Source organism: Geobacillus sp. Manikaran-105 (genome assembly GCF_002809955.1).
Taxonomy (GTDB): domain Bacteria; phylum Bacillota; class Bacilli; order Bacillales; family Anoxybacillaceae; genus Geobacillus; species Geobacillus thermophilus.
On record NZ_PIJG01000002.1, the window covers coordinates 68,738 to 88,954 of the forward strand.

Consider the following 20,217-nt stretch of genomic DNA (forward strand, 5'->3'; position numbering starts at 1 on the left):
TCACGGCCATGACGGCCGCCTCAGGAGCAGCCAGCCGAAACCGGCTGCTCGTTTTTTGTAACGGGTGAAGCGCACATCCCCACCCGTCCGGCCCTACTGGCGAATCTGCGTTCAAGCCGGCGCTCGGAGGTGAGTTCATCAAGCGGCAACATCACCGGTTCGCAGCTCCCCCGGCTCTCTGTGGATGTTGGCCCCGCTGACTACTTATCCTCGTCAACGCTTTCTCGCTATATGGTTGTCATTCTTGCTCAACTGACATTGGCGTTCGTCGGATACACCTTTACTCCTTCGACGACTACGCGGCGGCGGAATTCTTCAAGCAGCCGCTTCGTATGCGGACCCGGCGTCCCGTCGCCGATCGTCCGGCCATCGACTTTAATGACGGAAATGACTTCGGCTGCCGTCCCGGTTAAAAACACTTCATCTGCCACATACACGTCATGGCGGGTGAACGGCTCCTCTTTCACCGTATAGCCGAGATCAACGGCAATTTCCATAATCGCCTGACGCGTGATGCCTTCCAGCGCCCCGACATACCCTGGAGGCGTGTAAATGACGCCGTTTTTAATGATGAAGACGTTGTCGCCGGAACCTTCGGCCACATATCCTTGGTCGTTTAAGATCAGCGCCTCGCTCACGTTGGCCAAATGCGCTTCGATCTTCACGAGAACATTGTTCAAATAGTTGAGCGATTTGACCTTCGGACTCAGCACATCAGAGCGGTTGCGGCGCGTCGCTACTGTCACCACTTCGATGCCGGTTTCATATAAATGTTTTGGAAAGAGCGCGAGCGGCTCCACGATAATGACGATTTGCGGCGTTTTGCATTTGTACGGATCAAGGCCCAAATCGCCGACCCCGCGCGAAACGACTAAGCGAATGTATGCATCCTGATAGCCGTTGCGGCGGATCGTTTCGAGCACGTGGCCAATCATTTCTTCCTTCGTGTACGGAATGTCGAGCAAAATCGACTTGGCCGAATTGTACAGCCGATCTATGTGCTCCTCAAGGCGGAAGACGTTGCCGCTGTAGACGCGGATGCCTTCAAATACGCCGTCCCCATACAAAAATCCATGGTCATACACGGAAATTTTGGCGTTTTCTTTTGTCACAAATTCTCCGTTTAAAAAGATCCATTGTTCGCCCACTTCGGTTCCCCTCTTCCTTGATCAGTCAACGGTTGCTTTAAACGGCTCGGTGATGTGTTTGAGGCGTTTCTCTTGTTTGAAAATTATAATAATCCGAAACGACCGCGCCGTCAATAACGTTTTTTTGAAAATTTCGATTCGTCAAACTACTTGTATGCGCTTACAATGTGATAGAATCAAGGATTTGCCGTTTAAAAAATTTTTTCTTCGCCCAGCAGTGAAGAGGGAAGAAGCTATGTTTCCCCATTCGCAAAAGCAACGCAACGCCGCCGGCTCGAGAAACCCGTCGGCCTCTTGAAAACGTCCGGAAAACGAAAAAGGCGGACGCTTTGTCCGCCTAGATGGAAAACGTTTGTTGCAAGCCTGGGACCGGCTTCCCTGCTGTGTCGTAAAATTCCACTGTCGCCCGGCCGTTTGCAGCGGTCAGCACCGCGTACGTTCTTTCTTTTCTCCCGCGCGGCAAGGCGATGCTGCCGGGATTGATGAACAGCACCCCCTCGATTTGCTCGGCCCCAGCCAGGTGGGAATGGCCGAAACAAACGACATGGGCGCTCGTTTCTTTCGCCCGGTAGTAGAGGCGCAGCAGCGACGTTTTGACGCCGTACAAATGGCCGTGCGTGATGAGAAAGCGAAGGCCTTCCGCCTCCTCGGTCCGCTCATTCGGAAACGCCGCTTCAACATCGCAGTTGCCGCGCACGACAACAAATGGAGCAAGTTCGGCCGCTTGAGCCGACAGCTCGGAATCGCCGCAATGAATAAACAGATCGGCTTCATGGCGATGGCGCTCGACAATGGCGGAGAGTTCGCCGCTGAGCCCGTGGCTGTCGCTTACAACGACCGCTTTCATTCCGTCCGTCCCTCCCCTCCCATGATGTCATCCCATTGCTCGTCAAGCTTGGCCAGCGCCTTCGCCCGGTGGCTGATCTCATTTTTCTCTTCCGGGGTGAGTTCCGCCATCGTCTTCCCCTTTTCCGGAAGATAAAAGACGGGGTCATAGCCAAAACCGCCTTCTCCCCGCGGCGCTTCGGCGATGTACCCTTCGCACGCCGCCTCCACAACGGCCGTCGGCCGCCCGGGGATGGCGACCGCCAGTGCGCAATGAAACCGGGCGGTGCGCTGTTCTATCGGCACGCCTTCCAACTCGTGAAGCAGCTTCGCGATGTTGCGCGCATCGTTTTTGTCTTCACCGGCATAGCGGGCTGAATAGACGCCCGGCCGGCCGCCGAGCGCATCGACCACGAGCCCGGAATCATCGGCGATCACCGGGCAGCCGAAACGGCGAGATATGGCTTCCGCTTTTAACCGGGCGTTTTCGGCAAACGTGCTTCCCGTCTCCTCGACGTCCGGAACGTCCGGAAAATCAAGCAGCGATTTGACGTCGATGCCCCGCTTCGCAAACAAAGCGGCAAATTCGCGCACTTTTCCGGCATTTTTCGTCGCGATCACAATCTTGTTCACTCTGTCCCCTCCTCCTGCTTCGCTTCTTGCTTCGTCCCGATGCGAGCCGCCCAATCGCCCAAAACGCGGCGCTGCACGGCGATCAGCTGTTCAATGCCGATGTGCGCCGCCTCAAGCAATTCATCGAGCTCGGCGCGAGAAAAAGTCGCTTCTTCCCCGGTCCCTTGAATTTCAACAAACTGGCCGGATCCGGTCATGACGACGTTCATATCGACTTTTGCCCGCGCGTCTTCATCGTAATTCAAATCGAGCACAACGCCATGCTCCGGATCGATGCCAACGGACGTAGCGGCAAGAAAATCGCGGATTGGAAGCGCCTCGAGCTTCCCTTCGTCAACGAACTTGGAAAGCGCCAGCACGAGCGCCACGTAGCCGCCGGTGATCGAGGCGGTGCGCGTTCCGCCGTCCGCCTGAATGACGTCGCAATCGATCCAAACCGTTCGTTCGCCAAGCCGCTCCAACTCAACGACCGAGCGGAGCGCGCGGCCGATCAGGCGTTGAATTTCCATCGTCCTCCCCGACACTTTCCCTTTGCTTGCCTCCCTCGCATTCCGCTGCTCTGTCGCCCGCGGCAGCATCCCATATTCGGCGGTGATCCATCCTTTTCCGCCGCCGCGCATAAACGGCGGCACTTTTTCTTCCACCGTCGCCGTGCAAATCACTTTCGTGTCGCCGATTTCAATCAACACGGACCCTTCGGCATGTTTCACATAATGCGGCTGTATATGTACAGGGCGCAGCTCACGGTTATGTCGTCCGTCTGCTCTCATTCACTCTTCCTCCTTTTTCCTTCCCGTTTGCCAGCAGGAGCCGGTCGGTCCTGCCTCCTTCCCTGCATCACGACTCCGTGCCGCCGTTGCCAAAAAACAAAGAGGCGGAGCACGCTTCCACCTCTTTGTTATACCATAACAGCCTATTCGTTTCCAGCTTGGGTGAACACCCCACCACCTACGCTTCGCTTAGAGGCGGGGGCTTCAAGCGACTTGTGCGTGTTCGCCGAACGGTAAGCCACACACAAGAACCCTTTACGCTTTCCTTCGTTCCGAAGGGGTCCGTTCTAACCTTATTTTATCCTATTCGTTGGCTAACGCCAACCGACATTCATCTCCCACTTTCACTTTGCTTAGAAGCGGGAGACTTCTTTCGGAAAGATGTTAAAACGCCCCGGTATTGACGTTTTGTGGGCGGGCGACCGGTTTTGTGAGCGGTTTGCCGTCTTCCGTAACAAGATCGGCTTTGCCGTTCACCGTAATCGTGACGCTCTCAACGCCGCTTTGCTCGGTGAGCGACAACACAAGCGAGTTCAAGACGACGTCAGAAATCACATTTTTCTTGTTGCTGCCAAAAATGCCTTCGTTAAAATTGAGCGTGACTTGGCCATCTTCGTATTTTGGCTTGTCAAGCAGCTTGGCGTCCGGCTGGAAGACGCCGACAAGCCCGCTGCCATGTTCCGGCCCTTGAATAAGTTCATGGACCGCCGCCGCGATATCATCTTTCTCTTGGTTGGAAACACGTCTTGTCACAGGGACATAATACGTCGTTTCTCCCTGTTGGGCAACAAAATACACGGTGACGGGATGCGTATTCGTAATGTCCGGCACACCGCCCGCCTCCATGTTGATGCCGTCGGCGCGGCTCACCCCGTCTTGAATCGGCGTTTTATTGACCGGCATCACCTCTTGGTCATAACCGTTAATGCGGATTTTGACGCGCTTAATGTTGTCAAACTGCGTCAACGTCCACACAATGGCTTGCAAAATCCGCTTTTCGTCTTCCGGTTTGTATTGCTTGAATTCCGGTGAAAAATCGGCGATCAACGTCCCGTCTTTTTCAAGTTTGGTGCCAAGCACGGTTGTCCCTGCCGGAATGACGGCGCGGAAACCGTTCGGCAACATATTCGACACCGGGCCGTCTTCAACCAAATACTCAAGCACTTGTTTCGCAACAGCCTGCGTTTTTGGCAACTCAACCGTTTGCGGCACGACATATCCGTTTTTGTCAATCAGGTAAAGCTCTCGCTTGACCGTCTCGGTCGCCTTCGCTTCCTCTTTGGCCCCCTCTTTCCCTTTCGTTGCCTCCTCGAGCGCCTGGCCGTCTTTTACATAGCTCGTGTCTTGCGGCGGATCAATTTCCTTCACTGCTTCATCTTGGCCAAACAAGCCGCAGCCGCCGAGCAGCAAAAGCGAAGCGAGCACCGGCGCCGTCCATCTATGAACCGTCCGTTTGCCCATTGACGTTCCCTCCTACTCGTGGTTTGTACTACTATGTATACGAGCCGCTGTCCAAAATAGAATAAAAAAATCCTTTAGCGTCTATGCGCTAAAGGATTTTTTTGCCTACAGGCGAATCGATTCCACCGTGCCGATCGGTCTGCCAAACCACTTTCTTGAAATCTTTTCAAAAAGCTCTTTCGGACCGGTCGTAAAAAACAAATGCTCCGGCTCGCGCTGGCCCGTATAAAGAAGGTGGCTGTGATGCAAAATGGCGCTCACTTCGCGGGCCGTTTCACCGCCCGAGCAAATCAGTTTCACTTTTTTGCCCATGTAGGCCCGGATCAGCGGGGCAAGCAGCGGATAATGCGTACAGCCTAAAATAAGCACGTCAATCGGCAGCGGGCGCAGCGGAGCAAGCGACTCGGCGACGACCGCCTTCGCTTTCTCCCCTTCAAAATCGCCGCTTTCGACCAGAGGGACAAACTTCGGGCACGCCAAGCTTTCGACATGGACGTGCGGATTGATCGATTGGAGCGCCTTTTCGTACGCCTTGCTTCTCACCGTGCCGATCGTGCCGATCACGCCAATATGCCCATTTTTTGTCGCCTTCAAGGCGGCGCGGGCGCCGGGATGAACGACGCCGAGCACTGGAATGTCAAGCCGCTCCCGCACTTCATCGAGCGCGACCGCGGTTGCCGTGTTGCAGGCAATGACAAGCATTTTCAACGGATATTGCCGCAAGTAGTGAATCATCTGCCATGTAAATCGGCGAATTTCTTCAACCGGGCGCGGCCCGTACGGACAGCGGGCGGTGTCGCCAAGGTAAATGATCTGTTCCTTTGGCAGCTGCCGCATAATTTCTTTGGCGACGGTTAAGCCGCCGACTCCTGAATCAATGACACCAATTGCTCTTTCCAAGTGATCGCCTCATTCTTTCATCATTTCTTGATGCAGTTTGCGCAAACAGCGCTCAAAAACGACAATTTCTTCATCCGAAAAGTTTTCCAGCACTTGGGCCAAATCGCGCTGGCGTTTTTCAATCACTTCCTCAATGATGCGCTCGCCTTTTTCGAGCAGGTGAATGCGGACGACGCGCCGATCATGTTCATCACGCACTCGGGCGACGAGACCGTTTCGCTCCATACGATCGACCAAGTCGGTCGTCGTGCTGCACGCCAAATACATTTTGTTCGATAACTCGCCAACCGTCAAGTCCCCTTCTTCAAGCAGCCATTGCAACGCGACAAACTGCGGAGGCGTGATGGGGTAGTTCGTTAAAATTTCGCGGCCGCGCTGTTTTAAGTTGGCGGCGATATAGCGAAGCAATTTTTCCAACTCGGCAACCGTTTTTTCGTTCATCGCAGACGACATACAATCTCCCCTTGATCATTTTCGCGGCCTGGCCCCAAAACAACGTGCCTCAGCCAACGGCCATTCTATTTTTCATTTTACAATACCGAGGGACATAATCAATACAAAATAATATAGAACGCCGCTGCAGACAAAAGGCCAGACAGGCGGCAAAGCCTCGTCCGGCCGCAAAGGAACATAACAGCCGGCCACCCGGAAAGGGAAAAGCCGGCATTGTTTAAAGTTTCAGTTCGCCCATTCGAAGCAATTCAATCACAGCTTGCGAGCGCCCCTTGACCCCAAGCTTTTGCATCGCATTCGAAATATGGTTGCGAACGGTTTTTTCACTGATGAACAGTTCTTTGGCGATTTCCTTCGTCGTCTTATCTTGCACGAGCAATTCGAAGACTTCTTTTTCTCTCTTTGTCAGCAGCGGCTTCGATTGAAACGATTGATCCTTCAACGGTGGTAACCCTCCTTGCTCTCAATGGGCCCGAACTGCCGGATGGGTATTTCCTCGCCATATCGTATGTGAGAGCAAGGGCGGCGGTGACGAAATTTTGCTTATCTAATAGAAAAATAGGTCTTTTTTTCGCCTCCCCACCTGATCAAAGACAAGGGGGCTGGGCAAGCGCAAAATCCCCTCCATGGCTGGCCACGGAGGGGATGAGAGGTTCAACTGTTACGCTTCGTCGCTGCCAAAGAAATCGCGGAACATTTGGATCGTCGTGTCGCGGTTTAACGCGGCGATTGACGTCGTCAGCGGAATGCCTTTCGGGCACGACTGCACACAGTTTTGCGAGTTGCCGCAGTTGGCCAAACCGCCGTCGCCCATAATCGCCCGCAGCCGCTCGGCTTTATGCATCGCTCCGGTCGGATGGGCGTTAAACAGCCGCACCTGCGACAGCGGCGCCGGGCCGATAAAGTTCGACTTGCTGTTGACGTTCGGGCACGCTTCAAGACAGACCCCGCACGTCATGCATTTGGACAGCTCGTACGCCCATTGCCGCTTCCGCTCCGGCATGCGCGGACCCGGACCCAAGTCGTACGTTCCGTCGATTGGAATCCATGCTTTGACGCGTTTTAGCGCATCAAACATCCGGCTCCGGTCGATGACCAAGTCGCGGATGACCGGGAACGTGCGCATCGGCTCCAGGCGGATCGGCTGCTCTAATTTATCAATGAGCGCCGCACATGCTTGCCGCGGCTTTCCGTTAATGACCATCGAGCAGGCCCCGCACACTTCTTCCAAACAGTTCATTTCCCAGGCGACCGGCGTCGTTTTTTCCCCTTTGGCGTTGACCGGATTGCGGCGAATTTCCATGAGCGCCGAAATAACGTTCATGTTCGGGCGGTACGGAATGACAAACTCCTCTTCATATGGAGCGGAATCCGGACGATCTTGGCGCGTGATGATGAACCGAACCGTTTTGTTTTCGCTCATCTTACTTCACTTCCTCTTTCTTTTTGCTGTAGTCGCGTTTGCGCGGCTTAATCAACGAGACATCGACATCTTCGTAATGGAACGCCGGACCGTCTGGCGTATAGCGGGCCATCGTCGTTTTCAGCCATTCTTCGTCATTGCGCTCCGGAAACTCCGGCTTGTAGTGCGCCCCGCGGCTTTCGTTGCGATGGTACGCGCCGAGCGTAATGACGCGGGCAAGCTGGAGCATGTTGTACAGCTGGCGGATAAACGTCGCCCCTTGGTTGCTCCATCTCGACGTATCGGTGACGCTGATGTTTTTATACCGCTCCATCAGCTCTTGAATTTTCTCATCGGTCTTCAGCAGCCGGTCGTTGTAGCGGACGATCGTCACGTTTGCCGTCATCCATTCACCGAGCTCTTTATGCAGCACGTAGGCGTTTTCCGTGCCGTCCATCGCCAAAATGTTTTCCCATTTTTCCTGCTCTTGTTTGACATAACGGTCGTACAGCGTCGACGGCATCGCATCGGCCGATTTCTCGAGGCCGCGGATGTAGCGGACTGCATTCGGGCCGGCGACCATTCCACCGTAAATCGCCGACAGAAGCGAGTTTGCCCCGAGACGGTTGGCGCCATGAATGGAATAATCGCACTCACCGGCGGCAAACAGCCCTTTGATGTTCGTCATTTGGTCATAGTCGACCCATAAGCCGCCCATCGAGTAGTGAACGGCCGGGAACACCTTCATCGGCACTTTGCGCGGGTCTTCGCCCATGAACTTCTCGTAAATTTCGATAATGCCGCCGAGCTTAACATCCAACTCTTTCGGATCTTTATGTGACAAATCCAAATACACCATGTTTTCGCCGTTGATGCCGAGCTTCAAATCGACGCAGACGTGGAAAATTTCCCGTGCGGCGATGTCGCGCGGCACCAAGTTTCCGTAAGCCGGATATTTTTCCTCAAGGAAGTACCACGGTTTCCCGTCTTTATACGTCCAAACGCGGCCGCCTTCCCCGCGCGCCGATTCGCTCATCAACCGAAGCTTGTCATCGCCCGGAATGGCGGTCGGGTGAATTTGGATGAACTCGCCGTTCGCGTAGTAAACGCCTTGCTGATAGGCGATGGAAGCCGCCGATCCGGTATTGATGACCGAGTTCGTCGATTTCCCGAAAATGATCCCCGGGCCGCCGGTCGCCAAAATGACGGCATCGGCAGGGAACGCTTTAATTTCCATCGAACGCAAGTCTTGCGCGACAATGCCGCGGCAAATTTGTTCGTCATCCAAAACGATCCCTAAAAATTCCCAATGCTCATATTTCGTCACAAGCCCCGCTACTTCATGGCGGCGCACTTGTTCGTCAAGCGCATACAAAATTTGCTGTCCGGTCGTCGCCCCGGCGTACGCCGTGCGGTGGTGCTGCGTCCCGCCGAAACGGCGGAAATCAAGAAGCCCTTCCGGCGTGCGGTTGAACATGACGCCCATCCGGTCGAGCATGTAAATGATCCCTGGCGCCGCCTCACACATCGCTTTGACCGGAGGCTGGTTCGCCAAAAAGTCGCCGCCGTAGACGGTATCGTCAAAGTGTTCCCACGGCGAATCGCCTTCCCCTTTCGTGTTGACCGCTCCGTTAATGCCGCCTTGGGCACAGACGGAGTGAGAACGCTTTACCGGAACGAGCGAAAACAACTCAACAGGCACTCCTGCTTCGGCGATTTTAATCGTGGCCATCAAACCGGCCAACCCGCCGCCGACAACGATGATTTTTCCTTTTTTCATGGCTACTCACTCCCTAGAAAATTGCTGCTTTTGCTTCAATGTCCCTCGGTTTGCCTCTGTCGATCAAGCGTTCGTTCGACAAACGGCTGCAGCGCGATCCATCAAGAGCCAACGCAGCGGTTCATGTCATCCAACAGCTGAAATCAATTTTTTACGCAAAAGCCAAAATGGCGCGAATGCCGACAATCGAAAGCGCGACAAAGATGATCATCGTAATGTACGTGAACACTTGCTGTGAACGAGGGGATACCGTTAAACCCCAGCTGACGAAGAACGACCATAAACCGTTGGCGAAGTGAAAGACGGTCGACAAAATGCCGATAATATAAAACCAAAGCATAAACGGATTATCGACAATATTGGCCATCATATCATAATTCACTTCAGCGCCAAACGCGGCTTTCACCCTTGTTTCATACACGTGCCAGACGACAAAAATCAATGTGATAATGCCCGTAATCCGCTGAAGCATGAACATCCAGTTGCGGAAATAGCCGTACTGGCGCGTGTTGAATTTGGCTGTAAACACGATGTAAATGCCGTATACCGCGTGGAACAGCAATGGAAGGAAAATAATGAAAATTTCCAAAAAAATACGGAACGGCAAGTTTTCCATAAACGCAGCCGCCCGGTTAAACGCTTCCGGCCCGCGCGTCGCAAAATGGTTGACGACCAAGTGCTGCACTAAAAACACCCCAACGGGGATAACCCCGAGCAGCGAATGGAGCCGGCGATAATAAAACTCGCGATTCCCTGCCATTATGTAAACCCCCTTTAACGTAAGTAAAAATAAATTCCCCTCGTTACAGGATGGAAATAGAAACGCCTTCCATTTCCATCTTGCATTTGTCACATTCATTGTACTCCCACATTGTACAAGCGTCAAGAAAACATCGTCACAAAGTGTTCAAACATTCTCCGTTCACGTTTTTTGCAAGAAAGAGAGTGCATGCCGGCAGCTGTTTGGCTATAATGGGAAAATGGATAGAAAGAGGGGAACATGATGAGACAGCCATCATTGGAAAAACAGTACGAAACATTTCGATCAATTACCCAATCGGCGTTTGGTGCTGAGCTGCTCCGCCATTCGCTTCTTCCCGAGCTGCTCGGCAAAAACGCCCCGTCCCTTTTATACTGGGCGGGCAGACAGTTGGCGCGTCGCTATCCGCTTCGCGACTTGGAACAAATCGCCGCTTTTTTTGAGGAGGCCGGCTGGGGAACGCTGACGGCCGGCGAAGAACGGAACGACGAGCTGCCCATCGAGCTGTCCGGCTCTATCATCGCCGCTCGCTTTTCCTTGTACGGCAGCTGCTCGTTTCAGCTCGAAGCCGGATTTCTTGCCGAACAGATTGAGCAGCAAAAACGGCTTGTCACCGAAGCGGTTGAACTGCCGGCCAAGCGAGCCGGCCAGGCGCGCATTTTAGTCAAATGGGACCGGAAGCAGCCCATCGAGTAACGAAAGGGCGTCCCGGCTCGGCCGGACGCCCTTTCGTTTCCGTTTGCAGTTATTCATGCAGCTTCTCATAAATCTTCTCCGCCACCGCCCGCGGAATGTTCGCCTGTTGCAGCTCTTCCACCGTCGCCTCTTTCATCTTTTTCACCGAGCCGAAATAATTCAAGAGTGCTTTTTTCCGCTTTTTCCCAACACCCGGGATGTCATCAAGCACGGAATGGAACATCGTCTTCTGCCGCGCCTGGCGGTGGAACGTGACCGCAAACCGGTGCACTTCGTCTTGAATGCGCTGCAATAAATAAAACTCTTGGCTTTGCCGGTCAAGCGGCACGACCGTTGGCGGGTCGCCGACCAAAAGCTCAGATGTGCGGTGTTTTTCGTCTTTCGCCAGCCCGGCCAGCGGCACATCGAGGCCAAGCTCGTTTTCCAATACATCCCGCACCGCCGACAAGTGGCCTTTACCGCCGTCGATGATGATCAAATCGGGAAGCGGCAATCCTTCTTTCAACACGCGCGTATAGCGGCGGCGCACAACTTCGCGCATCGTTTCATAATCGTTCGGTCCCGCCACTGTTTTTACCTTATATTTCCGGTATTCTTTTTTCGCTGGCTTGCCGTCAAGGAACACGACGAGCGCCGAGACCGGATCGGCCCCGTAAATGTTCGAGTTGTCAAACGCCTCGATGCGGCGCGGCGCTGGAATGCCGAGGCGCTCTCCGAGACGCTCGATGGCTTTGATCGTCCGTTCTTCGTCCCGCTCGATGAAATAAAATTTTTCTTTCAGAGCAATGGCCGCGTTTTGGCTCGCCAGCTCCACAAGCTCTTTTTTCTTCCCTTTTTTCGGCTGGACGACGGCTACGCCGAGCAATTCACGGGCAAGCTCCCCGTCAATGTCGGACGGGAGGACGACTTCTTTCGGCTTCAAATGATGCGCTTTCGCATAAAACTGGCCCAAAAACGTCAGCATTTCCTCATCCGGGTCTTGGTAAAGCGGGAAGATCGACACGTCGCGCTCAATCAGCTTTCCTTGGCGGAGGAAAAACACTTGCACGCACATCCAGCCTTTGTCGTACGCATAGCCGAATACATCGCGGTCGATGAAATCATTGAACATCATTTTTTGCTTTTCCATCGTCATCTCAATCGCCGCGATTTGGTCGCGGTATTCTTTCGCCCGCTCAAATTCGAGCGCTTCCGCCGCCTCGTGCATTTTCTCGGCCAACTCCCGCTTTACGTCTTCATAGCCGCCGTTTAAAAAGCGGACGATTTGTTCAACCATCGCCTTATTTTGTTCGTCCGACACCGGGTTGACGCACGGGGCGAGGCATTGGCCCATATGGTAATACAAACAGGCGCGCGAAGGCATCGTCGAACATTTGCGGAGCGGATACAAACGGTCGAGCAGCTTTTTCGTTTCGTTCGCCGCCTGCACGTTCGGATACGGGCCGAAATATTTGCCGCCGTCTTTTTTCACTTTGCGGGTGATGAGCAAGCGCGGATGTTGTTCCGCGGTGATTTTAATAAACGGGTAGCTTTTATCATCCTTGAGCATGACGTTGTATTTTGGATCATGCTTTTTGATCAAATTCATCTCCAAAATGAGCGCTTCGGCGTTTGACGAGGTGACGATGTATTCGAAATCGGCGATTTCCTCCACAAGCCGCTGCGTTTTGCCATCATGCGTCCCGGTAAAATACGAACGGACGCGCGCCTTCAACGACTTCGCCTTGCCGACGTAAATGACCGTTCCGTGTTTGTCTTTCATTAAATAGCAGCCCGGCTGTTCCGGGAGCACGGACAGCTTTTCCTTCAGCCGCTCGTTCATTGGCCATCACCTCACTGCTCCATCAACCCATTCGTACAGCGTAATCGTCCCATACACCGGATCAGCAAGCAAACTGGAACGATACGTTTTCACTTTGCGCACATGGCGGGAAACATCGATCCCTTGAGCCTCGAACCCTTGGACAACGTGATTGGTCATATATATCGCAGCATGGCGGTAGTTTTCTTTGTCTTGCAAAAAGAAGGAAAAATGGAGCACGTCTTTATGTGGAAAGGGCACGTTCAAATAGTCTAGGACGCGCGTCTCTTCCCACGTATATACCACAAACGGCTGCCGTTTGTCACGCAAATCGTCGGCAAGCTGATACACTGCCGGCGGCGTCTTTGCCTGCTCGCGCAACAGCCCGATGCCGATTGTAGACTGCAGCATCACCACTGCCGCGGCAAGAACAAACCGCCATGTCCGGGGCGCGGCCAGCAGCCGCCCCCACACGAAAACGAGCGCAATGTGAACGAGCGGAAGGAGATGACGCGGCTTGTCAATGTTTTGTCCGAAAAGCGCCCACAAAGCATACAGCAACGCGGAAACGACAAGCGGGCGCGGAAGCCCCAACCGCCCCGCGCGCCAGGCGATGGCGCCGACCACTGCATAGGCAGCCAGCAGCCAAGCATTTCGGCTGGCCATGCCGGTCCAAAGAAAGTTGTCAAGGACAAAGCGGCACACCCGCTCCCAAAATGGAAGAGGGCTCGCCGCCGCCGTTCCGCCCCATTCGCTGAAATGACCGGCAACAAACGCAAAGCCAAGCTTGAAAAACGGCCAAAGGCCGCCTTCCGTCGCCGCGACCGCCGCCACCCAAACAAATTGAAAGGCGGCCGCCGCCAACAGCGATGCCGCCACGCGGCCGAGGCGGCGGTGCGTTTTCCAGTCTTCATGCCAAAGGATCAACAACGCGGCAGCAAACGGGGCATAAGACAAACGGATGCCCATGAGGATGCTAAACAACGCGGACGGCCAAAGCTGCGCCGGCCATGTCATTCGCCGCCGCGCCCATTCCACCGCCCATATGTACCACCAAAGCACGCCAAGCGCCGCGCCGTCCGACATCGGCCGGGCGGCGGCCAGGAGCACATAGCTTGAAGAGAGCACGGCCAAAGCGGCGAGCAGCGCCGCCGGGAGCGAAACGTTCCGGCGCAGCAGCCAAACGAGCGGAAAAACGGCGGACAAGAGAACGAGAACATTCAACACGGAAAGCGCCTTAGCCGGATTGGCGATGGCCGTGTGAACGGCCATGCCGCCTAAAATGAAATACGGATAGCCGGGAAAATGCGGCTGCATGCCTAACAAGTCGTAGCGCTCAAGCGCCAGCGCAAAATCGACTTCATCCCATGTGGCCGCATACGGGCTTGCCCAATACAACGCGGCGCCGGCCAAAACGGCGGCCAGCCCGATGCTGAAACAAAGCCAAAGCCGGTCGTGCAGCAGTCGTTTCACGAGATTCCCTCCAAAGAAAAAATACAAGGCGCAGCGCCTTGTACCTTTACAGAATGCCTTTCGTCTTTTCCTTAAGCGCCGCTGCCGACGGGTGCTCTTTGCTGTTCTTTTGGCCTTGGCGGCTCGTCACGAGCAAGTAAATCACGACAAAATAACCGATATAGGCGATCATTTCCTCAAGCGACGGCATCGACGAGTAGCCGAACAGCGCTTTTAAAAAGACGCCGACTTCACCGGAGAAGATGGGGGCCACACCGTGGTCGCGCAAATAATGCTCATAATCGATCGGGTGTTCCGGAAGCAGCCATGTCAAATCATATACATGCGGCATGACGCTGCCAATGAGGCCAATGTCCTGCATCATCGAAATCGCTTGCACGAGCAACCCGGCAGCAATGAGGACGATAAAAGCGCCGGTCACCTTAAAGAATGTCTTGAGCGGGATGCGCATCGTTCCCTTAAAGAAGAAGTAGCTGACCAAGGCGGCGATGGCCATGCCTGTCGCGGCTCCCCAGCCTTGCAGCGCCGCGCCGATGTTGCCGTGTGTGATGGCGGCGAAGAAAAAGACGGTTTCCACCCCTTCGCGCAACACGACTAAAAACGAGTGGATGACCATGCCGGCGACATTGCCGGCTGTGATGAACTGATCCATTTTCCCTTCGACGCTTTTTTTTATGTCCTGGCTATGCTCGGCCATCCAAAACACCATTTGCGTCAAAAGCAACGCGGAGACGATCATGATGCCGATTTTTAAGTAGATTTCACTTGCCATCGCAGCGAAGCCGGTCAACACGACTTGAAACAAAATAGCGACACCGACGCTGGCGGCCACCGCCAAGGCGGCGCCAAGCCATACGTATTTCGTATACTCGCGATGGTTCACCCGTTTCAAATACGACGTAATAATCCCGATAATAAGCAATGCCTCGAGCGCTTCGCGAAACGTAATGAGCAGCGCTTGAACTTCCATGCCCCCGCCTCCCCCTTCACAAGTAGACTAAGTCCGTTTCCGACGCCGTACATAAATCAAGACAGCGCCAATGATGATCGCAACGATCACAATGAGAGGAATCCAGTTTTTCAATTCTGACAAGTCGGTCCATTCCTTTTTTCTCACTTCATCCGGTTTTTCCGTGGCGCTTTCCGAAAAATGGCCAACTTCTAAGCTTTTCAAACCGAATTGCTTCTGCAGCGCCGTTAAAATCGTCTCTTTGCTTTGTTTAAACGCATTGATGTCCGATTTTTTCTCCCCGACGCCGAACAGCCCCGGATTGCCAAGCGACTGAAGCGCCTTGTCAAACTCGGTGCGCAGCTGTTTGTCAAGCGCAGGGTCTTTCCCTTGGATGATTGGCGACAGCGCCTCATACGTCGCAAACGCCTTCGCCAACAGCCGCTTGCTCGTGTCGTACTGATCAAAGTTCGCCTCAATATTGTCCAAACGTCGGGCGATATTGAGCACTAAAATGTTTTCCATGTCTTTGATCACCGCCTGGCGGTCCTTCGCTTCGATGGCTGCAAGCACGGCCTTGGACGGCTCAGGTCCCATATGCATGTCGATTTCTTCTTTTACGGTTTCGAAAATTTCCTTCGCTGCGGCAAAGTTCGGCGGCTGCTCGTTCAACTTTTCTTTCATCTCTTTATACGCCTCAGCAACCGCCTCTTTGTTCGGGTCTCCATACGAATAGGCGAACGCTTTCAGCGGAATGAGATTGAGAATAATGATCACTGCTATGTAAAAAAAGAAACGGGATGTTTTCACGTTTCTGCCCCTCCTATCAAGATCAATGATAATCATTATCATCATCGTTGTCAATATAGAAAAAAACGGCCGGCGGCCAGATGCGGCCGCCCCTCACGAACAATGGCGCTCCCGCTCCAAAGAAAGCACATGCGCTTTGGGGTCAATGACAGCTTTTTTGACCGGGCGGCGCATTTCCTTCCAGATGGCTGGAATGACCGCGGTTATATAGGCGGTGAACTTGATGAACGAGCGGCCGGTCGTCCGCACTTGATAGCGGATCGGCACTTCTTTCAAGCGAAACCCTTTGCGCACTAAATTGAGCGTCAGCACTTGGGCGTAATTGTAATCATGAATGATTTCCGCCTCTTCCATCGCTTGGCGGGAAAACGCGCGCATCCCCGACTGTCCGTCATACAGCCGCTGTCCGAGCAGCAACGACTGCAGCCAAGTGAACAAATAATTCCCAAGGCGGCGATGCCATTTCATGCCGCGAATCGTGCCAAGGAAGCGCGAGCCGATCGTATAGTCCGCTTCACCGGTGAAAATCGGCGCCAAAAGGTCAGGAATTTGTTCCGGCGGATATTCGTTGTCAGCATCGATCATCACGCCGATATCCGCGCCAAGACGGACACACTCTTCAAGCCCTCGCCGCACCGCCGCACCGAGGCCGCGGTTTTCCGGCCAGCGGCAAATGTAGTCCGCTCCCGCTTCTTTCGCCGCTTCAGCGGTCCGGTCGGTTGACCCGTCATCAATGACCAAGACGCTGACCTCTACATCGGGATGGAAATGACGCGGAATGCGGCGGATGACATCTCCAATCGCTTCTTCTTCATTGTGCGCCGGCAAAAAGACGATGACGCGCTGCTTCTTCATCGCTCTCCTCCTTTCTCATCGCCTCGATCAAAACCGGACCACGGCTATGGCTCGGATACGGCGCGCCGAGCAAATAGGCGATCGTCGGCGCCAGCGAAACGAGGCTTTTTTTCTCATCGACTCGTTTTCCTGCCTCAATCGCCGGGCCGTATAGAAAAAACGGCACATACCTCTCCCCTTCATCGAGGTGGCCGTGGCCGCCGATGCCATCCGCTTGGCCATGGTCGGCGCAGACAATCAATGTCGCGCGCTCGAGCTCGCCCCGTTCCTCAAGCCAGCCGACAAACTCCGCGATCAACGCGTCGGCTTCTTCAATTTTTTCGATATACTCGTCATACAGCACACCGCGGCTATGGCCGGTCTGATCGGTGGCGATCAATTGCACGACAAGCAAGTCTGGGTGCTGCTCTTCCACAATGCGTTTCGCCCGCTCGATGATATAACGGTCGGCGAGGTCGTTCGGCATGACGGCCGTCACCGTTTCGACATCGTCGCCGAACGAATCGACCAAATGAGCGATGCCAAGCAAGCGGCCGGTTTTTCCGATTTTCCGGAGCGAATCGAAAATCGTCTCCACTTTCGCCCCAAGCTTCCATACCATATTGGACCGGATGCCGTGCTCAAACGGATACGTCCCCGTCAGCATCGAGGTGAAGCAAACGACCGTGCGCGCCGGATAGACGGTTTCCATTTGCGCAAATTCCGTCCCTTGCGCGCGCAGCCGCTTTAAAAACGGGGCGTTGGCCGCTTCAAACCGGTCTTTGCGCATGCCATCAATCACGATGACATACACTTTGTCACTGATCGGCGCGGTGGGACTCGGCACATTGTTCGTATAAGTCGGAATGATCTCCGGCTGCCAGTCGAACAAATTCCGATGCAAAATCCATGAAAACAGCCACACCCCAGCGGCAAACAGCCAAAGCGCCCCGCACAGCGGCGCCAAAGCCGTTCCTTGCTCGATCTGCCGTGAAGCGTATTCCCATACGGACAAAAGAAGAAAACATTTTGGCAGCTGCTCTTGGGCGTTGCCGCTCGTCGAATCGCTGTTTTTCAGCACCAGCTTCCAAAAGCGGGTGAAATTCCACCACGACGTGCCGATGCGCAAATGGTAATACAGCGTCCCCCAAAAAAAGACGGTAAAGAAAAAGTAAAGCCCCGACGCCAACAACAACAACGACGCATCAGCGAACGACCAAACGATGAGAAACACGACATAAGGGATCCATAAATAATTGCGCAAAAACAATGGATAATCGTAGACATAGTAGATGACAAACAGCGGCAACGCCGCCGCCAGACCGAGCAGCCACCCCCATGAGCCGCCCATCCAATCAGCGGCATGGTAGATCATCATCGTTCCCACGACAAAAATCGGCGTGAACGGTTTCCCTTCGTTCAACAAATTCCAGCAGCGCGCCGCGATTTTTTCGAATCGTGATGCTTCTTTCATCGCCTCTCCCTTTCCTTTCTCCATACGCTCCGCACCGCCTGCCAGTCGGACCGCCAAAACCACAATACCGCGGCACCAGCGGCGTAAGAAAACAGAAATTTAAAGGCATGTGTCAACACCGCGGCCATATACGCCACATCCCACGGTGCACCAACCGTAGTTAAGGCAAACCCCATCACCGCCTCATACGTTCCGAGTCCACCGGGAGCGATTTGGGCAATTTGTCCGGAAACGGTCGCGCTGTTTGCCCACACCGCCTGTCCAAAGGAAAGCGGGATGCCGACTGCTTTCGCGATCACGCCAATGACGGCCGCTTCACACAACCAGCTCGCCGCCACAGCCGCAGCGATCTCCACACCGCGGCGGCCCTGCAACACCGTCCGCCACCGGCGCCATAACCGTTCGAGGCGGAGCGGACGGCGAAACACGATCACGGTCAGCATGAACCCGGCCGCAACGGCCGCTGCCAAGAGAGAAATGCGGGGAATGTAATGCATATACGCATACATCCCAATGACAGTCAATCCACCAAGCACCGCCATATCAAGGAGCCGCATCACCGCCACCGATTCAATGGCCTCGCTGGCTGAAACACCGGGCTGGCGGGCAAGCAAAGCCATACGCACAGCATCACCGATTTTCACTGGGGCTAGATGGTTAACAAACAAACTAAGCAGCACGGCACGCCAATAAACAGAGAAGGCGATTGGCTTTCCGACATATCGCTTCCACGCCCACGCCCGCAGCCAAAACGACAAGCCATATACGAAAGCAGCGGCAGCCATCTCGATCGGGCGGCTGACTAGCCTGGATAGATGATGGAGCATCTGCCGGCCGTCAAAGTAGCGGTATGTCAACCAAGCGGAAAAGAAAAGAAGCGCGAGCCCAGCTGCTTGCAACGCCGCTTTAGCCGCCGGTTTACCGCTCATATTCGCGCGCCCACGCCACCGTGCGGGCGAGCCCTTCGGCAAACGCCACCTTCGGCTTGTAACCAAACGCCCGCTCCGCCTTCGTGATGTCCGCCCATGTCGCTTTCACATCGCCTTTCCGCTCCGGCGCGTGCACGATTTTCAGATCGGGAAAGTGCTTCCGCAACTCAGCGAGCAGCTGCTCCATGGTGACGGGCGCCCCGGCGCCCAAGTTGAACACTTCGCTTCGCCCACCGCTGCGGTGAAGTGCTGCGATCATGCCCTCCACAATATCATCGATGTACGTATAATCACGCGCCGTTCCTTTGCCATATACGACAATCTCCTCGCCCGCCAGCAATCGGCGCAAAAACGTGCCGATCGCCATATCCGGACGACCCCACGGCCCGTAAACGGTGAAATAGCGAAAAATCGTCATTTGATAACCATATAAATGAGCATAAGCATGACAAAACGACTCCGCTCCGTATTTCGCCGCCGCATACGGCGAAACGACGCGGCCGTCAGCCATCTCTTCCCGGAGCGGGACGTTGCCGCGGTCGCCGTACACCGATGACGATGAGGCAAACAGCACATGCGCCACCCCCGCTTCCCCCGCCGCCGCCAACACATTGACCGTCGCTTTGATGTCATAATCGATATACGCGAGCGGCTCCTCGAGGGAATACGGCACGCCCGGCAGCGCCGCCAAATGGTAGACGACATCGGGGCGAAACTGGCTGAACCAACGCTTCGTCGCTTCCCCATCAAGCAAGTCGAAGCGGGCAAGCGGCACCCGGCCGCCGGTGAGCGCGTGAAACTGCCGCTCCTTCCGCTCAACAGGATAGTACGGATGAAAACAATCGATCGCTGCCACTTCATGACCTTGTTCATGCAGACGAGCGGCCAAATGACTGCCAATAAATCCGGCTCCTCCAGTAACAACGATTTTCAACGGTTTCACCCCATTACAAAATGGACTATCCATCAGCATCTTACCACAGCCGCTCGGAAAAGTCGCGGCGCCATGAAAAAAACCAAACGTTTCCGGACAGACGGCTGCCCTGAAGACACACAAGCTGCCTGACATCCACCATCGAGCACTCTGCCGACATCAAATCTGCTGCCTCCTTCGTCATA

20 protein-coding genes and 1 other annotated feature (1 of these 21 running past the window's edge) are annotated in these 20,217 nt (G+C 54.6%); of the genes, 1 reads left to right on the top strand and 19 read right to left on the bottom strand.

Translation table 11 applies throughout. From position 1 onward, the window contains the following. Nucleotides 1-226 (bottom strand) — a binding site (T-box leader) (it extends 42 nt beyond the left edge of the window). Between the two features lie 22 nt (nt 227-248). The 11 genes from ilvE to CV945_RS01340 all read right to left on the bottom strand — a co-directional run bounded on the left by ilvE (nt 249) and on the right by CV945_RS01340 (nt 10,132). Next, nucleotides 249-1,148 carry a branched-chain-amino-acid transaminase gene (gene ilvE, locus CV945_RS01285; protein ID WP_100658963.1) on the bottom strand — a complete coding sequence of 300 codons (900 nt, stop codon included), beginning with the start codon at nt 1,146-1,148 and terminating at the stop codon, nt 249-251. Nucleotides 1,149-1,485: 337 nt separating this feature from the next. Beyond that, entirely contained in the window at nt 1,486-1,995 is a 510-nt protein-coding gene (locus CV945_RS01290) for a metallophosphoesterase family protein (protein ID WP_033010641.1), read from the bottom strand. Next, nucleotides 1,992-2,606, bottom strand: coding sequence for an XTP/dITP diphosphatase (locus CV945_RS01295; RefSeq protein WP_100658964.1), 615 nt, complete (start codon nt 2,604-2,606; stop codon nt 1,992-1,994). The genes CV945_RS01290 and CV945_RS01295 overlap by 4 nt, the downstream gene beginning before the upstream one ends. Then, the gene (gene rph / locus CV945_RS01300) at nt 2,603-3,376 is read right to left on the bottom strand and encodes a ribonuclease PH (protein ID WP_033010643.1); all 774 of its coding nucleotides are present in this window, start codon (nt 3,374-3,376) and stop codon (nt 2,603-2,605) included. Before rph ends, CV945_RS01295 begins: the two co-directional genes overlap by 4 nt. A 384-nt stretch (nt 3,377-3,760) precedes the next feature. Beyond that, the gene (locus tag CV945_RS01310) at nt 3,761-4,837 is read right to left on the bottom strand and encodes a GerMN domain-containing protein (RefSeq protein ID WP_063330412.1); all 1,077 of its coding nucleotides are present in this window, start codon (nt 4,835-4,837) and stop codon (nt 3,761-3,763) included. 105 nt (nt 4,838-4,942) lie between these two features. Beyond that, nucleotides 4,943-5,737 carry a glutamate racemase gene (gene racE / locus CV945_RS01315; protein WP_033010646.1) on the bottom strand — a complete coding sequence of 265 codons (795 nt, stop codon included), beginning with the start codon at nt 5,735-5,737 and terminating at the stop codon, nt 4,943-4,945. Nucleotides 5,738-5,746: 9 nt separating this feature from the next. Then, nucleotides 5,747-6,190, bottom strand: a complete 444-nt coding sequence (locus CV945_RS01320; RefSeq protein ID WP_033010647.1) for a MarR family winged helix-turn-helix transcriptional regulator — start codon at nt 6,188-6,190, stop codon at nt 5,747-5,749. A 217-nt stretch (nt 6,191-6,407) separates the two neighbouring features. After that, nucleotides 6,408-6,632 (bottom strand): helix-turn-helix domain-containing protein, encoded by a 225-nt coding sequence (locus tag CV945_RS01325; protein WP_033010648.1) that lies wholly within the window; start codon nt 6,630-6,632, stop codon nt 6,408-6,410. 219 nt (nt 6,633-6,851) lie between these two features. Then, the gene (gene sdhB, locus CV945_RS01330) at nt 6,852-7,613 is read right to left on the bottom strand and encodes a succinate dehydrogenase iron-sulfur subunit (protein ID WP_033010649.1); all 762 of its coding nucleotides are present in this window, start codon (nt 7,611-7,613) and stop codon (nt 6,852-6,854) included. Nucleotide 7,614: 1 nt separating this feature from the next. After that, nucleotides 7,615-9,372, bottom strand: coding sequence for a succinate dehydrogenase flavoprotein subunit (gene sdhA / locus CV945_RS01335; protein ID WP_100658965.1), 1,758 nt, complete (start codon nt 9,370-9,372; stop codon nt 7,615-7,617). 151 nt (nt 9,373-9,523) lie between these two features. Beyond that, entirely contained in the window at nt 9,524-10,132 is a 609-nt protein-coding gene (locus tag CV945_RS01340) for a succinate dehydrogenase cytochrome b558 subunit (RefSeq protein ID WP_100658966.1), read from the bottom strand. 243 nt (nt 10,133-10,375) lie between these two features. Between CV945_RS01340 and CV945_RS01345 the strand changes: the two genes are divergently transcribed. After that, on the top strand, nt 10,376-10,828 hold the full coding sequence (locus CV945_RS01345; RefSeq protein ID WP_033010653.1) for a YslB family protein: 453 nt from the start codon (nt 10,376-10,378) through the stop codon (nt 10,826-10,828). Nucleotides 10,829-10,877: 49 nt separating this feature from the next. Here CV945_RS01345 and uvrC read toward each other — a convergent pair whose 3' ends face one another. From uvrC to CV945_RS01385, 8 genes are all read right to left on the bottom strand, one after another. Continuing rightward, entirely contained in the window at nt 10,878-12,650 is a 1,773-nt protein-coding gene (uvrC, locus tag CV945_RS01350; RefSeq protein ID WP_100658967.1) for an excinuclease ABC subunit UvrC, read from the bottom strand. A gap of 6 nt (nt 12,651-12,656) precedes the next feature. Beyond that, nucleotides 12,657-14,102 carry a nucleoporin-interacting protein gene (locus tag CV945_RS01355; protein WP_100658980.1) on the bottom strand — a complete coding sequence of 482 codons (1,446 nt, stop codon included), beginning with the start codon at nt 14,100-14,102 and terminating at the stop codon, nt 12,657-12,659. A 46-nt stretch (nt 14,103-14,148) separates the two neighbouring features. Continuing rightward, a complete protein-coding gene (locus tag CV945_RS01360) occupies nt 14,149-15,072 on the bottom strand; it encodes an FTR1 family iron permease (protein ID WP_100658968.1) in 924 nt (307 codons plus the stop codon). 27 nt (nt 15,073-15,099) lie between these two features. Next, a complete protein-coding gene (locus CV945_RS01365) occupies nt 15,100-15,861 on the bottom strand; it encodes a hypothetical protein (protein WP_198518473.1) in 762 nt (253 codons plus the stop codon). Nucleotides 15,862-15,954: 93 nt separating this feature from the next. Continuing rightward, nucleotides 15,955-16,716, bottom strand: coding sequence for a glycosyltransferase family 2 protein (locus CV945_RS01370; RefSeq protein WP_047818825.1), 762 nt, complete (start codon nt 16,714-16,716; stop codon nt 15,955-15,957). Continuing rightward, nucleotides 16,673-18,169, bottom strand: a complete 1,497-nt coding sequence (locus CV945_RS01375) for an alkaline phosphatase family protein (protein WP_100658970.1) — start codon at nt 18,167-18,169, stop codon at nt 16,673-16,675. Before CV945_RS01375 ends, CV945_RS01370 begins: the two co-directional genes overlap by 44 nt. Then, on the bottom strand, nt 18,166-19,098 hold the full coding sequence (locus CV945_RS01380) for a lysylphosphatidylglycerol synthase transmembrane domain-containing protein (protein ID WP_100658971.1): 933 nt from the start codon (nt 19,096-19,098) through the stop codon (nt 18,166-18,168). Before CV945_RS01380 ends, CV945_RS01375 begins: the two co-directional genes overlap by 4 nt. After that, the gene (locus CV945_RS01385) at nt 19,088-20,032 is read right to left on the bottom strand and encodes an NAD-dependent epimerase/dehydratase family protein (RefSeq protein ID WP_100658972.1); all 945 of its coding nucleotides are present in this window, start codon (nt 20,030-20,032) and stop codon (nt 19,088-19,090) included. Before CV945_RS01385 ends, CV945_RS01380 begins: the two co-directional genes overlap by 11 nt. Between the last annotated feature and the right edge of the window lie 185 nt (nt 20,033-20,217).

Excerpts from the sequence above, each read along its gene's own strand:
- CV945_RS01380 (WP_100658971.1), bottom strand. The coding sequence starts at position 19,098 with ATGAGCGGTAAACCGGCGGCTAAAGCGGCGTTGCAAGCAGCTGGGCTC.
- rph (WP_033010643.1), bottom strand. The coding sequence starts at position 3,376 with ATGAGAGCAGACGGACGACATAACCGTGAGCTGCGCCCTGTACATATA.
- uvrC (WP_100658967.1), bottom strand. The coding sequence starts at position 12,650 with ATGAACGAGCGGCTGAAGGAAAAGCTGTCCGTGCTCCCGGAACAGCCG.
- CV945_RS01340 (WP_100658966.1), bottom strand. The coding sequence starts at position 10,132 with ATGGCAGGGAATCGCGAGTTTTATTATCGCCGGCTCCATTCGCTGCTC.
- CV945_RS01375 (WP_100658970.1), bottom strand. The coding sequence starts at position 18,169 with ATGAAAGAAGCATCACGATTCGAAAAAATCGCGGCGCGCTGCTGGAAT.
- CV945_RS01320 (WP_033010647.1), bottom strand. The coding sequence starts at position 6,190 with ATGTCGTCTGCGATGAACGAAAAAACGGTTGCCGAGTTGGAAAAATTG.
- CV945_RS01360 (WP_100658968.1), bottom strand. The coding sequence starts at position 15,072 with ATGGAAGTTCAAGCGCTGCTCATTACGTTTCGCGAAGCGCTCGAGGCA.
- CV945_RS01345 (WP_033010653.1), top strand. The coding sequence starts at position 10,376 with ATGAGACAGCCATCATTGGAAAAACAGTACGAAACATTTCGATCAATT.
- CV945_RS01290 (WP_033010641.1), bottom strand. The coding sequence starts at position 1,995 with ATGAAAGCGGTCGTTGTAAGCGACAGCCACGGGCTCAGCGGCGAACTC.
- sdhB (WP_033010649.1), bottom strand. The coding sequence starts at position 7,613 with ATGAGCGAAAACAAAACGGTTCGGTTCATCATCACGCGCCAAGATCGT.
- sdhA (WP_100658965.1), bottom strand. The coding sequence starts at position 9,372 with ATGAAAAAAGGAAAAATCATCGTTGTCGGCGGCGGGTTGGCCGGTTTG.
- CV945_RS01370 (WP_047818825.1), bottom strand. The coding sequence starts at position 16,716 with ATGAAGAAGCAGCGCGTCATCGTCTTTTTGCCGGCGCACAATGAAGAA.
- CV945_RS01310 (WP_063330412.1), bottom strand. The coding sequence starts at position 4,837 with ATGGGCAAACGGACGGTTCATAGATGGACGGCGCCGGTGCTCGCTTCG.